We start from the raw sequence: 15,236 nt of genomic DNA, 5'->3' as shown, positions 1-15,236 counted from the left end.
TTAACCCTCCTCTCTTCTAGTTAACATCGAAAATACATCAAACGCTTACATTTATATTACTTTACTAGTAAACCGTTTACAATCGTTAATTAGTTTACAAAACAAATCAACATATAAAGTATACCAATTTCGACTTATTTGTTACTTAACCGTAATATAACGGCCGTTTTTAGGTTAGTTTGTTTAAAAAAAGCCTCGACAACTATGCCGTGGCTTCTTTGATCCATTTTTCAATTGTCATTGTCGGGTGTGCTCCACTGATTCTACTGATGTATTTTCCCTGATAAAACAACAAGGTGGTAGGAGTCGATTGAATAGTGAACGCTTCAAGCCATTCTGTATGATCCATTGCTTTTACTTCAGCTACCAGCATCTGCTCGTTTTCCTTTTCGAGCTTACTCAGTGCGTGCCCCATAGCGTGACAGGGACCACAGAAATCACTTGTAAAATGGACCAGCACAATGGCCCTAGACCTTACTGTATCCAGAAAATTGTCTTCATTTAAAGTCACGGCTACCCCCTCACTTTTCACTCTGATTTCCTTTATCTGATTTTCGTATCGTTATGCCTGAGCCCAGATACGTTTCATTTTCACTGTCCGGATTTCTTTTTAATGTAAAATGATCAGGCACTTTATCTACTCCCCCACGAACAAGAGGATTGCACCTCATGATTCGGGAGATACCCATTAGAGACCCTTTAGCTGCTCCATGTTTTTCCAGAGCTTCTACAGTATAATGCGAGCAGGTTGGATAGTAACGGCAGCTTGGCTGAAACAGAGGAGAAATAGCTTTCTGGTAAAACTTCACTAGTGCGAGTAATATTGTTTTCATTTTTAGAAATCTCCTTTAGTCTTCTTCTATGGTAGTATAGCAAAAACACTTACTATTTAAAAGCCGGTAAAAAAACTACCTCGACTGAATCAGCCAAGGTAGTTTGTACTGTCTATGCTTCTATTATATCTTCCACAGTGCGTGTTACGTAGCGAGCGCCTTTGATTTTAGCAAACAGCTTATCGCCTTTATCCGTAAACATGTCTTGCGTAACGATTTGCTCCATTGCTGACTGAACAGCTTCTTCAGTCAAATCAGTTTTAGGCTGATCGATTGAAATGACGCGATTTTTACCTTGGGCTGTTTCAAAACGCAGTTCCAGTTTCATACTCATGTTAATTCCTCCAGTTTAATTTTTAGTGGGTTACTTTGTGTAGCGGTATTCTTCGATCACAACTGAATGTGACACAGGTAAATCCGTGACTGAATCTAATGCATTGGTAAATTGTGTGACTTGTTCATCTGACAAGAATTGATTAGCACCGGCAAAACTTCGGCGAATCACTTTCTCATTAGCGCTATCTTCCAGATACACATCAACTTTATTTCCAGACCATTCTTTAATCATGTTGTTACCCCCTGAGTTAGTTTTTGTAAGGTGATCACTGCTTACACCCTTAATAACGAATCGGATTCAAAATGTGTAACCCTAACTACAAAAAAGATCTTAAGCTGGACTATGCAAACCTAAGACCATTTAGTCTATTAAACCAATCGCTACTTTGACTCATCGACGATCAGCATATCCTGCTCATCAAACTCCCAGGAATCTGCGTAAGCAACTTCCCAGTAATACCCGTCTAAATCTCTAAAGTAGCCGCTGTACCCTCCCCAAAAAACAAGCTCAGGTTGTTTCACTACTTCTCCTCCAGCCGATTTCACCAGCTCCATGACGTTATCCACTTCACCTTTTGTTTTCATATTACAAGCGAATGTGATTCCGGAAAAACCGCCACTTGGTAATGCAGGTGGGTTTTTATCATTGATATCTTTTGCGAGTTCTTCTAATGGGTAAAGCTCTAGTTTACTTCCCTGGTTATTGAAAAAGACGATTGGTGGATTTTCTTGAGTTTCTACCGTTTCGAACCCGATTTTCTTGTAAAAAGCCAGTGCCTGACGCATATCCTTTACACCCAGACAGACTAAATTTAACCGATTCATCTGTATTCCTCTTTTCGAATGAGTTTATTGACTTTTTTATAACAAAAACATTCTACTATGTGATCGTTTACTAAGCCTGCCGACTGCATATGAGCATAACAAATCGTCGGACCGACAAATTTAAAGCCGTCTTTCTTCATCTGTGTACTCATCTCTCTGCTCAGTTCAGTTTGAGTGGGCACGTCACTTAGCGACGGCCATCTATTTATAATCGATTCATGGTCAACAAACGACCAAATGTATGAAGAAAAACTTTCTTCCCTTTTCTCAATTTCAAGATAGGCTTTAGCATTGCTCACGACACTCCTGATTTTCAATCGATTGCGAATGATTTTTTCGTTTTTGACCAGCTCTTCTATCTTCTCATCAGTATAGCCTGCAATGATTTCCGGATCAAACTGATCGAACGCTTCTCTATAATTATCTCGCCTTTTCAAAATGGTCAGCCAGCTCAATCCTGCCTGCGCTCCTTCCAGGCAGAGCAGTTCGAATAATTGTCGGTCATTATACATTGGACGTCCCCACTCATTATCATGGTAATCCATGTAGACCTTGTCTTCTGGTACCCAGCCACACCTTCTCGGCATCCTATCACCTCGCTCTCTCCATTAATCTTACAATAAATGAGTTTAGATAACATCTGTTCTGCTCACAAAGGGAACATAAGTTCTATAACGTCATCAAAACTGACGCCCTTTTCTGGTCTGTTTTTCAGCTCTCTGTAGGCAAACACGCCAATGAATATTAAATAGATGATCAGAGTCAGCACATAGGCCACAAATGTAAACAATCTAAATCCGGTTCCGATCATGACGACTTCAACAATCATGGTCAAAACCATGGGAATTGTAATTTTGGCGACATCCGCCTTAAAACCTGTTTTGATTTCCTCCCAGGACCTTACCGTATCCTCTTCCTGTGTATTGAAGAAATAATCAGATGCCCCTTCTCCAATTTCCCATGCCCCATAAGCCAGCAGGATATAGGCAAATAATCCCTCATCATTTATCTGTAAAAAAAGAGAAACAACTCCTGCTATAAACAAAGCAGTTCCAGTTATTAACGTCTTTTTAGTTTCTCTACTCATATTAATCCTTCTCCTTTAATTATCGTTCCACATTTAATATAATAAAGTATAGAGTCACTCTATAGTCAAGGAGGAATCACTATATGCCTAAAAAAACAGCTTATCTATCTTCCGGTCAGTTTGCCGGACTTGTTGGCGTATCAAAACACACACTTTATTTTTACGATGAGGAAGGACTTTTCAAACCGATTTTAGTCAAAGATAACGGCTATCGCTATTATTCAATCAGACAAGTAGAGACCTTTTCGGTTATCTCTTCTTTGAAGGATATCGGCATGCCTCTGGATGACATCAAACAGTACTTGAACAATCGGTCACCCGAACAGTTCGTCACCTTACTGGATACAGAAGCTGAGAAACTCAAAAGAAAGATAGACGAGTTGTCCACATTGTATACGGTCATGGAAGAAAAAAAGAAACTGACTTCAGAAACTCTAAAACACGAATTGAATGAATACATTATAGAGGAAACCAGTCCTCGCTATTATTATTTAACTGAAGTCTCCAATGTACTGGATACAAAAGCTTACTATGAGTCTTATCAGAGGCACTATTCAACTTTGAAATCAAAAACTCGGAGATCCTCGTGGCTGGAGGGCTTGATGGTGCCGACTTCGGAGATTACTAACCAATTAACCAGGTACAAGGGATACATTTACACCGAATTGGAAACCCCTCAGCACAGCAATTTCAAGCTAAATGGAAATCCTTATCTGGTAAATTATATACGAGGCGATGATGAGGCTGTTTTAGATGGGTATCGAGATTTAAAACAATATGCTCTAGAACAAGGGTACGGAATTGGGGACTATTTTTTTGAAGACCTCGTACTGGATGAATTGTCGATCAAGGAATACGACAAGTATGTCTACAAATTGTCCATGCAGATTATAGGATATTAAAAAAGCACCTAGTCAGAAAAAAATGACTAGGTGCTTGCTCAGTTGTTACTCTGGCGATGCCTGTGTGCTCATGAATCGTTCCAAAAACTCTTTCAAACGTGGAGCCTGCGGATTGTACAGGATTTCAGAAGGCGGTCCATCTTCGACGATTTTACCGGCATCAAAGAATGCAATACGATCTGCTACTTCTCTTGCAAAATCCATCTCATGCGTGATCAACAGCATTGATGTTTCACCCTGATTGGCAATATCTTTAATAACATCCAACACTTCTCCAACTAGCTCCGGATCCAGTGCGGAAGTCGGCTCATCAAAAATCAGCACTTTTGGTTTCATAACCAGTGCTCGAGCAATCGCGACACGCTGTTTCTGTCCACCAGATAATTGAGCAGGGTAGGTATCAGCTTTATCCGAAAGCCCAACTTTTTCCAGCATCTCTTTTCCGTCTTTGATCGCTTCTTTCTTATCGATCCCTTTTACGGTCACTGGTGCTTCTATAATGTTTTCCAGCACCGTCATATGTGGGAAAAGATGGAAATGCTGGAACACCATCCCGATATTCGAACGGACTTTTCTCAAATGTTCTGTACTTGCCGGTTTCAGTTCACCATTTGAGTCTTCTTCATGCCACAAATAATCTCCTTCGACTTCGATCGTGCCATCCGTAATCTCTTCCAATGTCATTAACAAACGGGCAAAAGTGGTCTTACCTGATCCGGAAGGACCCACCAAGGCTACTTTCTCCCCCGGCTGTATTTCAAAATCGATTCCGTCGAGCACCATCAAATCATCAAAATATTTCGTTACATTATTGTATTTTACAATCGGTTCACTCATTATCTTTCTCCTCTCATGAATAACGTGCCGTTACTCTGTTCTCTAACTGTCTAAGTGCAATTGAAGCTGGATAACTGAGCAGAAGGAATAACACACCTACGATTGTCAGTGGCTCAGTGTATCTGAACGTCCCAGCTCCAATGTTCTGTGCAGTCTGCAGTATTTCAACTAATGTTATAGCTGACAGCAAGGGGGTCTCTTTAAACATCGTGATAAAGTAATTCCCTATAACCGGCAATACTGGCGGTATAGCCTGCGGCAAAATGATCCGTGTCCAGGTTTTCTTTGTTGTGAAGTTAAGTGCTGTCGCTACTTCCCACTGTCCCGGTCCAACTGACTCGATTCCACTTCTGAATACTTCAGATAAATAGGTACTATAATGGAGACCCAGTCCAATTACACCAGCAGTAAATGGATCTAACGATAATCCAAACTGAGGAAAGACGTAAAAGATAAAGTATAGCTGTACCAGTAAAGGGGTGTTACGTATAAATTTTACTATACTGTCAGCTACTGTTGTGATGATTTTATTGCTTGAGCGTATGAGCAGTGTCCAGATCAGCCCTAATACTAATGCCAGGATAAAGCCAACGACTGTTGCACTGATTGTAACGCCTAACGCAGAAGCAATTTCAGGTAATACCTCGAAGGCATAATTCCAGTCCCACATAATCGATTACATCCTCCCTTCTGTCATTTTACGCTCTAGCAGCTTCATTCCTTTTGTCATTGGCCATGCAATAACAAAGTAGATAACCAGTAAAGCCGTAAAGATTTGTGTCGTCTGTAGTGTTGTCGCATTCAAAACATTGGCCTGATAGGTTAAATCAGTTAGTGTAATCAAAGCGACAAGCGATGTACTTTTAAATAATTCAATCAGCTGATTTCCCAGATTCGGCAGCATAATGATAAATGCCTGTGGGATAATAATGCGTTTCATCCGTTGAACTTTCGTGAAGTTTAAAGCAATACTTGCTTCTATTTGTCCTTTGTCGACAGATTGGATACCACTTCTGACGACTTCCGATGTATACGCACCGAAGTTCAGCCCGATAGCAAGAACCGCAGCTGTCAGTGCCGTCATCGTGATACCAAACATGGGTAACACAAAATAAATCCAGAATAACTGTACCAGTAAAGAGGTTCCCCTAAATACTTCTACATAAATAGAAACTAAAAATCGTACCAGTTTGTTTTTAGACAGCCTCATTAATCCGGCAATAAACCCCAGTACTAAGGCTAGTATGGCTGCTAGCACTGTGGTCAGCAGGGTTATAACCAACCCCTGACCGAGTAACGAGACAATCAGGTCCCAAAAACTCATTTATATCCACTTCCTTCCATTAATGTGCAGTAATTGTTTAAATAGCATCTTCAACTGTTGCATCTCCCGGCAAGTCTTCTTCGGTGAATCCAAACTCTTCAATAATTTCCAGGAGCTCTCCAGAGTCTTTCAAGTTTTCAAGTTCTTCATTAAAAGCGTCGATAAAATCATCATCGGTATCTCGGAAAACTGTCGCGCCATAGTTGATCACTTCTTCTCCATCAATAATCGGCTGAGTAAAGTCTTCCACTCTCTCGATCGTTTCATCTGCAGCCGTATCCAATATTGACTGAAGAGATGGCCCAGTCGCGGTAATGACTTCAGCTCGACCTGCCTGCAATGCTGCCAGTGCAGATGGCATATCTGGTACTGTAATAATCCGATCAGCCGGGACTCCAACATCCAGTAAGAAATCATATTCTACTGTACCTGATGGGACGGCAACCGTCGCTTCATCTGTTTCAGCAATATCCTCATAAGAGTGAATATCTAACGGATTTCCCGCTTCAACTGCAATTGCCTGTCCTATCGTATACTCCGGATTGGCAAATTGAACGTGATCAGCACCTGCACGACCGGGGGTTATAAACATTCCGGCTGTTACCATATCAAACCGTTCAGCTTGAAGACCTGGTATCAGTGATGCGAATTCAGTGAGCACCCCATCCATTTCAGTTACACCTAAATTTTCCATTATCTGTCTGGCCACTTCAACTGCTGATCCTGTCAGTTCACCCTCAGCTGTCTGATATGCATAAGGCTGTTCATTGGCAAATCCTACAGTTACTTCTCCTTCACGCTGTACACGTTCAAGCGTCGTTTCCTCTTCATCAGCTCCAAAAAGCTGGCATCCACTTAAAATAAAAACAGTAGAAAGCGTCAACAATGACAATAGCCCTTTTTTCCTTTTACTTCTCATTCTTTCTTCCTCCTGTTCCCAATTATTTTTATTCATCTCACTTTTATTGAGGCGCACCCTCACTAAAAATCTTATTCTCATCTATCAGTATGGCATCATGCTGAGACTCTCTTTTTCTTTGTCACATACATTGATTATTATAGCCATTTTGACATGAGACACACATTCACCTTAACAAATTTTTTCTAAGAAGGTCAAACAAGACGCATAGCTACCGTCTTTTAATGAAACAGAGTCGTTTTCACTAAAAGTCATCAATTCGAAACATTTCTGTCATTTTTAATCAAATTCTTAGAAAACTAGTCCAACGGGTTTAGTAAACGATAACATTTGCTTAGAGAAGAGTCTGTAAAGGTGTTCTATTTTACACTACACGCCAGGTTTGGTACATTGAAGAGGTGGAGAGCGATAGATAACACTCGTTCTCGAACGATTACCGTTCAGTCAGTCAGGCAATACTCACATACGAGAGATTCACACAATACAAGGAGGTACTTTATTGACTACTAAGGTAGAAATACAGAATTTGACCAAAATATTTGGTAAAAAAGAGCGTCAGGCACTGGAATTAGTAAAGGAAGGTCAGTCGAAAGATGGCATTCTTAAAAAAACAGGCGCCACAGTCGGCGTAAATAAAGCGAGTTTCAAAGTGGAACAAGGCGAAATTTTTGTTATTATGGGCCTTTCAGGAAGTGGGAAGTCAACGTTAGTCCGAATGTTGAACCGTTTGATTGAACCAACTGAAGGCAATATTCTAATCGATGGCGATGACATCGCTAAAATGAACAAAGACGAATTGCGAAAAGTTCGTCGTGAGAAAGTCTCAATGGTCTTTCAGAACTTTGGCTTATTCCCGCACCGCACAATACTTGAAAATACTGAGTATGGTTTAGAAGTACAGGGCGTTGATAAAGCTGAGCGTCAGGAAAAAGCAGAAAAAGCATTGGATAATGCCGGACTTCTTCCATATAAGGATCAGCGTCCGAATCAGTTGTCGGGTGGAATGCAGCAGCGTGTTGGATTAGCTCGTGCATTGGCAAACGATCCTGAAATCCTATTGATGGATGAAGCTTTCTCAGCACTTGACCCATTGATCAGACGTGACATGCAGGATGAACTCTTAGAAATGCAAGACACTATGCATAAAACAATTATCTTTATCACCCATGATCTAAATGAATCACTGCGTATCGGAGACCGTATCGCTATTATGAAAGATGGCGAAGTGGTTCAGGTAGGGACCGGAGAAGAAATTTTAACTAACCCTGCAAATGAATACGTTGAACGTTTCGTTGAAGATGTTGACCGCTCGAAAGTACTGACGGCTGAAAATATTATGGTCCGTCCGGAAACAATTCGTCTCAGACAAAGCGGACCTCGCGTTGCCCTTCAGCGTATGAAAGCCGCAGATCACAGTAATATGCTGGTCGTAGACAAAGACAACATCTTAAAAGGGTATGTAACAGATGCTGATGTTCTGGATGCTGTGAAACAGGATAAAAAAGATCTTGTGGATGTTGTTCGTACGGATATTCCTAGAGTTACTAAAGAAACATTGATCAACGAACTGTACACACTTATTCACAATAGCCAGACACCTGTCGCAGTTGTTGATGAAAACGACAAACTCCTTGGAATCGTTGTTCGTGGACTTGTCCTCGGCGCGTTAGTTAAGGAAGAACGAGAGGAGGAACTTATAAATGAATAGTACAATGTTAGATCAGATTCCACGCCTGCCCGTTTCCGAATGGATGGCTAACATCATCAGCTGGCTGACTCAGAACCTCTCATGGTTCTTCGGAGCGATTCGTGATGGTGGTTCATGGACTATGGATGCCCTGACAGACTTATTATTATGGGTTCACCCCATTGTGTTTATCCTATTACTAGTAGGACTTTCGTTCTTTGCAAGTCAGAAGAAATTCGGTTTACCCGTCTTCACTTTGCTTGGTTTGTTGTATATCTACAATCAGGGCTTATGGGAGCCGTTGATGTACACCATCACTCTGGTGCTCATAGCAAGTTTACTCTCGATTATAATCGGTGTGCCTGTAGGAATATGGATGGCTAAAAGTGCTTCAGCAAACTGGATCATCACTCCTATACTGGACTTTATGCAGACTATGCCGGCATTCGTTTATCTTATTCCTGCCGTTGCCTTCTTTGGAATCGGTATGGTGCCGGGTGTATTCTCAGCCGTCATCTTCGCTTTACCCCCAACTGTAAGATTTACAAATTTGGGTATTCGTCAGGTTGACGATGAAATGATCGAAGCTGCAGAGTCATTTGGTAGTACCGGCTCTCAACGCTTATTTAAAGTAGAACTGCCCTTAGCCAAAGCAACAATCATGGCTGGAATCAACCAAACTGTCTTGCTTGCCTTATCAATGGTCGTTATTGCTTCAATGATCGGTGCACCAGGACTAGGTGAGCGTGTGATCAACGCCTTACAACGTGCTCAAGTTGGACCTGGGTTTGTTGCAGGATTCGCTTTAGTTGTACTGGCTATTATTTTAGACAGAACCATGCAAGGCTTTAATAAAGATAAGAGCAACTAATTTAGTTATTAAGAGTTTTAATAAAAAATCAGAACGATATTATGAAGGAGAGATTTATTTTGACAACGAACTGGAAAAGATTAGGATTAACAGCAGCATCTGCATCTGCATTATTTTTAGCTGCATGTGGCGACAACGGTGACACAGCAGACAACGATGAAGCAGTTGACACTGTTGTTGACGGCGATGAGATCACTTTATCTTACGTAAGCTGGGACTCAGAAATCGCATCAACTCACGTGGTTGGTGAAGTATTAGCAGACATGGGCTATGACGTCACTACAACTGCACTTGATAATGCCATCATGTGGGAAGCAGTCGCTTCAGGCGATGCTGATGCAATGGTATCAGCCTGGTTACCTAACACACACGAAGCCCAATTCGATGAGTATTCAGATAGAATGGAACATCTAGGAACAAACCTTGAAGGTGCAGTAGTTGGATTAGTAGTTCCTGAGTATATGGACGTTAATTCTATTGCAGACTTATCTGACGAAGCTGGACAAACCATAACAGGTATCGAACCTGGCGCTGGTGTTGTCAATGCAGCAGAAGATGCTTTAAACGACTACGAAAATCTTGACGGATGGAATGTTCAAACATCTTCATCAGGAGCTATGGTGACTGAATTAACACAAGCTTACCAGAATGAAGAAGACATCATTGTAACTGGTTGGTCTCCGCACTGGAAATTTTCTTCATACGACCTTAAATATCTAGAAGATCCAGAAGGGTCATTTGGTGATGGCGATACAATCGATACCTTTGTACGCGAAGGATTATCAGAAGATCTACCAGAAGCATACGCACTACTTGATAATTTCTTCTGGGAAACAGACCACATGGAAGAAGTCATGTTAGAAATCCAAGAAGGTGCTGAACCAGAAGAAGCAGCACGTAACTGGGTCGACAACAATCAGGACATCGTTTCTGAGTGGACAGATGGAATTGGCGAGTAATCTTTAATTAGATTATTTTCTGTTAACACATTAAAAGGCGCACAGTGAATGGATCGTCATTCACTGTGCGCCTTTTTGCTTTTCAATCGGTCTTTAAGTAGTCCAGAGCATAGCGGATATGCAGCTCCGTGGCGATCGCCAGACCTCTTTCATCTATATCAAAGTTCTCATGATGATGGCCATACCAGGTATCAGGATCATCTAGATTACGTGTTCCTACTCTAGCGTATACTCCCGGTGCTTCTGCCAGAAAATCGGCGAAATCATCTGCTCCCAGACTTTTCGGTCGAGACGAGAGCACATTTTCTTCACCCACGATTGAAGCCCCGACTTGAGCGGCCAGAGCTGCAGCTTCTGATTCATTGATCAGTGGTGCCGCTGCATCATAATTCTCAAATTCAATAGTAGCTCTGTGTGATTCTGCTACATTTTTCGCTATCCGTTCCACAGCTTTGAGCACTTTGTCTCGTGTTTCATGACTGAACGTTCTTACCGTTCCTTCTAATGTTGCATGATTAGCTACTATATTATACCGCGTTCCGGCATTCAGTACCCCTACAGCAACGACTGCATTATCTAGTGGACTGACTTCCCTGCTGACAATACTTTGAAGTTCAACCGTAATAGCTGCAGCAGTGAGTACCGCATCAATCCCTTTATCTGGTTGAGCAACATGGGCACTTTTTCCATGAACACTGATTTTGAATATATCACAGGACGCATTCGTCGCTCCAGGAACGGAAACGACTTTCCCAACCGGTACACTAGAATCCAAATGCAGTCCGAAGACCTGATCGACTCCTTGTACGTGACCACCCTGAACAAATTGCCTCGCTCCAGCTCCGATTTCCTCGGCCTGCTGAAAGGCAACTTTAATGGTTCCTGAGAACTTGTCTTCATTGCTCTTTAATATTTTAGCCGCACCCAGCAGAGCAGCTGTATGTCCGTCATGTCCACAGGCATGGTGCAGACCTGGATTCTTCGATTTGTAAGGCTTGTCCTTGGCATCTTCCAGTTCCAGTGCATCTATATCTGCACGCAACAGGATCGTCTTGCCCGGTCCTCTTTTCCCATTTATTTCCCCGATCGCTCCCGTATCACCCACAGATTCATATGGAATGTCCAGCTTCTCCAGTTCCTCTTTTATGCGCTTAATCGTTTCATATTCTTTCAGACTGGCTTCCGGATATTGATGAAAGTATCGTCTTAATCCAATGACCTCTTCTGAACCCTCTAAAACCTGTTCTTTTATGGATATTTCTGTTAACGTCGTTGTCATGTCACTCATTCCTTCCTTCTATTTTATCAGCACTTAATTTAATCCCATCAGAATAAACATGGTGCTTAGTCCCTTTTACAAATACAAAAAAACGTCCATCCATATAATCAGATTTACTCTGATTACAAGGACGAACGATTAGTTCGTGTTACCACCTTTATTCAAACCCGCCTCTCGACCGGTTCCTCAAAAAGCACAGATATCACTCTTATGCTCCGTCGCTGTAGTGGGCGCACCCATGATAGCCTTATGTCCAAGGACACTCGGTATCCTGCTTCGAGTCCATTTTCTACTTATTCAAGCAAACCTGTTCTCACCTGCTCAGGCTCTCTGTTATTGCTGTGTTATAAGTGTACTTTACTCTTCATTGCAGTTTGTTTTGACTATTTAATTTTTCCCATAAAAAAACGTCCTTAAACAATCTTCTTTACTCAAAAGATTGTTTAAGGACGACTCAAATTTGTCGTGTTACCACCTTAATTTACAATGCAATCACTCACACTGTCTCTGCCAGTACACAAGAACATGATTCCTGTAGACTGCGTCACTGTAACGGGTGAACCCGTAGTAAACTTACCTTCAGTAAGATCGTTTACTCCACTTCCAAGACCATTTTCCACTTATTCACCCTTATCTGCTTTCACCGGCACAGACTCTCTAAGAAGACTTCCTAAGTGTACTTTTCTCTTCACATTGTTTTCTCTTTAAAATTTAATTTTGAACTTGTTTATTACTATACCCCCTTCAGAAACTATTGTCAAACCTTTTTTCAAGAATCTTTTCTAACCCTGGTTCAAGAGTTTAGGTGCAGAAGCATAGATGGCTGCCGCTCCAAGCGGTGCAGTCACTGCTATTGATAGAACCGCCAAAGCTAGTATTGTTGCTCCCTGCTCAGCTCCCATAGCCAGAGGAATCCCCCCCATTGCTGCCTGAACGGTTGCTTTTGGCGTATAGGCAATCATACAGAAAATGCGTTCTTTCGTGTTTAACTCAGTATTCAGTGTTGCGATCCACACGCCTGCACTTCTTCCTATCAATCCTAGAGCAATAATGAGCAGCCCCATTATACCAGCATCCCGAGCGACTTCAATATTTACTTCCGCCCCCACCAGCGCAAATAGTAAAATTTGGAGGAAAATCCATAGTCCAGCTAAGGATTTTGTAAACTGTTCAGTGTGTTTTGGAATTTTTTCAAATAGTATAAAGCCTAATGTCATGACACCAAGAAGACTGGCAATTCCAACATGTTCTCCCCATTCGACAAACAGAATGGATACCGCAATTAATATCAGTAATTTCTCCACATATTTTTTGTCGAATCGTTTGAATAAATAAACAGCAGCAATAGCAATAACAGCTCCACCTAATACGCCGGCAATAATACTGAATGGAATAAACGCTAACTCGAAAAGAATAGATGAATACTGTCCACTTGTCCCGAGGCCTAAAAAAAAGGTGAACAGTGTGATCGCAAACACATCATCTATTGAGGTGCCGGCCAGTAGTAAAGTCGGGATCTGTTTATCTTCCCCGTATTTTTTTTCTTTCAAATCCAGCATGCTGGGGACTACTACTGCTGGAGAGACGGCTGCGATAATAAATCCAAGCATACCCGCTTCAGCAAATGAAAAGTTCAGTAGATAATACGCTAAACCCGTTATCGTCAACCCTTCAAGTATACAAGGAATACTACTGATACGCAGCGCGATCGACCCGACCTGTTTGATCTGGTCCTTTTTGATGCCCAACCCTGCCCGCATCAATATGATGATTAAGGCGAATGTCCGAATATCCTGAGAAACCATAAGTAAATCAGATTCCAGTAAGTCCAGCACATAAGGGCCAATGACTATCCCAACCAGCAGCATCCCTATAAGGGGCGGCAGTTTCAATCTTGAAACCAGTTTCCCCCCTATGTATCCAACTATCAATATCAATCCAATTCCTGTCAGCAAAATGAATTACTCCAATGCTATTATTTCAGTGAATGGCTCCACCGATGTTCTTGCTGTCTTCTTTTCCGTCACGGTCGACTATGGCTTCTATGCCTGCCTTCAGTCCTCTGGTGATGTCTTCCAAATGCATCGATGGCTGGTTCGCTTTGTCAGTAACTTGTTCTGGAATAAACGGGACATGGACAAACCCACCTGTTTTACCGGAAAACTCTTTATCGATAGCGTATAAAACCTGATACATGATGTGATTGCAGACAAATGTTCCAGCTGAATTTGAAACACTGGACGGAACCTGGGCTTCCTTCATCTTTTCGACCATGGATTTAACGGGAAGCGAACTGAAGTATGCATCCGGACCGTCTGCCTGAATTTTTTCGTCTATCGGCTGATTCTGTTCATTATCCGGTATGCGTGCGTCATCGATATTGATTGCGACCCGTTCAGGCGTCACGCCAAAGCGTCCACCCGCCTGACCTACACAGAGGATGACATCCGGATTAGTTTGTCGAATCGCTTTGTTGACGACTTCCGCTGCTTTATGGAAAACAGTCGGAATTTCCAATTTAATAATCTCCGCACCCTTCACGGTATCGTCCAGTAGTTTGATGGCTTCATAAGCAGGATTCACTGTTTCCCCGCCGAATGGGTCAAATCCGGTCACTAGTATCTTCATATGATCTTTCCTTTCTGTTTCTCGTTAAATTCTCTTTACCTTTCTGCTCTCTTTCACTTTTAACAGTATAGAATACAATGGCAGTGAAACACAATAGTGGTAAAGGTCTGTACACTGATTACTCGCAGCTTATTTGCGACTAATGTATACTTTTATGCGTTCTTCAGTTTACTCTCTTCCTGTGTTTTACAGAGTTAGCTGAAGTCTAGTCCTCTTAAGCACACCCGGTCATAGCATTTAAACGAGTAGACCGAAGTAAGTACTCATTCGGCAGACTGAAACTAATATTCTCCTCCAGTCTTCCATAGATCTCCATACTTAAGTATACTCCAACCGTTTCGCATTTGAGTGTGCTCAACATGTCACTGGTTCGGCAGACTCACTAGTTTTCTATACCGAGCATGCCTAACCCTTCCTTCCTTCAGCCAACTCAACATAATGAAGTCTTCAGTTAGCCGAAACGCTCCGTATTTAGGAAAATTCAACAGCAAAACTTCATCCAGTGATCCGAACTCCAGGCTAAAAGGGTAATCCTATCGAATAGACTCGCCACCAGACGAGTCTAACCCCCATTATGAGACAACCTAGCAGCTTAAAGTCTTTTTAGATTGAGCAGACTCGCTGACGAGCGAGTCTGAACACCTCATTTCATTAAATCGAGTAGGAGATAAATGATTAATTCATTTATCGTCCTCTCACACCACCGTACGTACGGTTCCGTATACGGCGGTTCAATATCTTAAGTAAGC

Annotated in this window: 18 protein-coding genes and 1 other annotated feature; of the genes, 4 read left to right on the top strand and 14 right to left on the bottom strand. The window is 41.8% G+C overall.

Going from position 1 to position 15,236, the window contains the following annotated elements:
- Positions 1–202: 202 nt before the first annotated feature.
- The 7 genes from CLV38_RS11140 to CLV38_RS11110 form a co-directional block, all read right to left on the bottom strand.
- Positions 203–511 carry a thioredoxin family protein gene (locus tag CLV38_RS11140; protein ID WP_170068888.1) on the bottom strand — a complete coding sequence of 103 codons (309 nt, stop codon included), beginning with the start codon at positions 509–511 and terminating at the stop codon, positions 203–205.
- A gap of 10 nt (positions 512–521) precedes the next feature.
- On the bottom strand, positions 522–833 hold the full coding sequence (yidD, locus tag CLV38_RS11135) for a membrane protein insertion efficiency factor YidD (protein WP_106195584.1): 312 nt from the start codon (positions 831–833) through the stop codon (positions 522–524).
- A gap of 112 nt (positions 834–945) precedes the next feature.
- A complete protein-coding gene (locus CLV38_RS11130; protein WP_106195581.1) occupies positions 946–1,167 on the bottom strand; it encodes a DUF2922 domain-containing protein in 222 nt (73 codons plus the stop codon).
- Between the two features lie 30 nt (positions 1,168–1,197).
- Positions 1,198–1,401, bottom strand: coding sequence for a DUF1659 domain-containing protein (locus CLV38_RS11125; RefSeq protein WP_106195578.1), 204 nt, complete (start codon positions 1,399–1,401; stop codon positions 1,198–1,200).
- 149 nt (positions 1,402–1,550) lie between these two features.
- Positions 1,551–1,994 (bottom strand): VOC family protein, encoded by a 444-nt coding sequence (locus CLV38_RS11120; RefSeq protein WP_106195575.1) that lies wholly within the window; start codon positions 1,992–1,994, stop codon positions 1,551–1,553.
- Positions 1,991–2,581: a DNA-3-methyladenine glycosylase I gene (locus CLV38_RS11115; RefSeq protein ID WP_106195572.1), complete on the bottom strand. Its 591-nt coding sequence runs from the start codon at positions 2,579–2,581 to the stop codon at positions 1,991–1,993. Before CLV38_RS11115 ends, CLV38_RS11120 begins: the two co-directional genes overlap by 4 nt.
- 62 nt (positions 2,582–2,643) lie before the next feature.
- Complete coding sequence (locus CLV38_RS11110) at positions 2,644–3,081, bottom strand: hypothetical protein (protein WP_106195569.1); 438 nt, start codon at positions 3,079–3,081, stop codon at positions 2,644–2,646.
- An 83-nt stretch (positions 3,082–3,164) separates the two neighbouring features.
- Here CLV38_RS11110 and CLV38_RS11105 point away from each other — a divergent pair, with 83 nt between their 5' ends.
- Positions 3,165–3,983, top strand: a complete 819-nt coding sequence (locus CLV38_RS11105; protein ID WP_106195566.1) for a MerR family transcriptional regulator — start codon at positions 3,165–3,167, stop codon at positions 3,981–3,983.
- A 45-nt stretch (positions 3,984–4,028) separates the two neighbouring features.
- Here CLV38_RS11105 and ehuA read toward each other — a convergent pair whose 3' ends face one another.
- From ehuA to ehuB, 4 genes are read right to left on the bottom strand one after another with little or no spacing between them, the layout of a single operon-like run.
- Positions 4,029–4,820 carry an ectoine/hydroxyectoine ABC transporter ATP-binding protein EhuA gene (ehuA, locus tag CLV38_RS11100; protein WP_106195563.1) on the bottom strand — a complete coding sequence of 264 codons (792 nt, stop codon included), beginning with the start codon at positions 4,818–4,820 and terminating at the stop codon, positions 4,029–4,031.
- Between the two features lie 13 nt (positions 4,821–4,833).
- Entirely contained in the window at positions 4,834–5,490 is a 657-nt protein-coding gene (gene ehuD, locus CLV38_RS11095) for an ectoine/hydroxyectoine ABC transporter permease subunit EhuD (protein WP_106195560.1), read from the bottom strand.
- A gap of 6 nt (positions 5,491–5,496) precedes the next feature.
- On the bottom strand, positions 5,497–6,144 hold the full coding sequence (gene ehuC / locus CLV38_RS11090; protein ID WP_106195556.1) for an ectoine/hydroxyectoine ABC transporter permease subunit EhuC: 648 nt from the start codon (positions 6,142–6,144) through the stop codon (positions 5,497–5,499).
- Positions 6,145–6,181: 37 nt separating this feature from the next.
- Positions 6,182–7,063, bottom strand: a complete 882-nt coding sequence (gene ehuB / locus CLV38_RS11085; protein WP_106195553.1) for an ectoine/hydroxyectoine ABC transporter substrate-binding protein EhuB — start codon at positions 7,061–7,063, stop codon at positions 6,182–6,184.
- A 499-nt stretch (positions 7,064–7,562) separates the two neighbouring features.
- On the opposite strand from ehuB, the gene CLV38_RS11080 reads away from it, so the two are divergent.
- From CLV38_RS11080 to CLV38_RS14225, 3 genes are read left to right on the top strand one after another with little or no spacing between them, the layout of a single operon-like run.
- Entirely contained in the window at positions 7,563–8,771 is a 1,209-nt protein-coding gene (locus tag CLV38_RS11080; RefSeq protein ID WP_106195550.1) for a quaternary amine ABC transporter ATP-binding protein, read from the top strand.
- Positions 8,764–9,621, top strand: coding sequence for an ABC transporter permease (locus tag CLV38_RS14230; RefSeq protein ID WP_106195547.1), 858 nt, complete (start codon positions 8,764–8,766; stop codon positions 9,619–9,621). The genes CLV38_RS11080 and CLV38_RS14230 overlap by 8 nt, the downstream gene beginning before the upstream one ends.
- A gap of 59 nt (positions 9,622–9,680) precedes the next feature.
- Positions 9,681–10,580 carry a glycine betaine ABC transporter substrate-binding protein gene (locus tag CLV38_RS14225; RefSeq protein ID WP_425427788.1) on the top strand — a complete coding sequence of 300 codons (900 nt, stop codon included), beginning with the start codon at positions 9,681–9,683 and terminating at the stop codon, positions 10,578–10,580.
- An 82-nt stretch (positions 10,581–10,662) separates the two neighbouring features.
- Here the strand turns inward: CLV38_RS14225 and CLV38_RS11065 are convergent, their stop codons facing one another.
- The 3 genes from CLV38_RS11065 to pcp all read right to left on the bottom strand — a co-directional run bounded on the left by CLV38_RS11065 (position 10,663) and on the right by pcp (position 14,487).
- On the bottom strand, positions 10,663–11,859 hold the full coding sequence (locus CLV38_RS11065; RefSeq protein WP_106195605.1) for an amidohydrolase: 1,197 nt from the start codon (positions 11,857–11,859) through the stop codon (positions 10,663–10,665).
- A gap of 442 nt (positions 11,860–12,301) precedes the next feature.
- Positions 12,302–12,562: a binding site (T-box leader), on the bottom strand.
- Positions 12,563–12,641: 79 nt separating this feature from the next.
- Positions 12,642–13,814, bottom strand: a complete 1,173-nt coding sequence (locus CLV38_RS11060; protein WP_106195545.1) for a cation:proton antiporter — start codon at positions 13,812–13,814, stop codon at positions 12,642–12,644.
- A gap of 25 nt (positions 13,815–13,839) precedes the next feature.
- Positions 13,840–14,487 carry a pyroglutamyl-peptidase I gene (pcp, locus tag CLV38_RS11055; protein ID WP_106195542.1) on the bottom strand — a complete coding sequence of 216 codons (648 nt, stop codon included), beginning with the start codon at positions 14,485–14,487 and terminating at the stop codon, positions 13,840–13,842.
- Positions 14,488–15,236: the final 749 nt, after the last annotated feature.

The sequence above is a fragment of the Alkalibacterium olivapovliticus genome (assembly GCF_003003275.1).
Lineage (GTDB): Bacteria > Bacillota > Bacilli > Lactobacillales > Carnobacteriaceae_A > Alkalibacterium > Alkalibacterium olivapovliticum.
The sequence above is the reverse complement of the archived record's forward strand: the minus strand, read 5'-3'. Positions and strand labels throughout refer to the sequence as shown.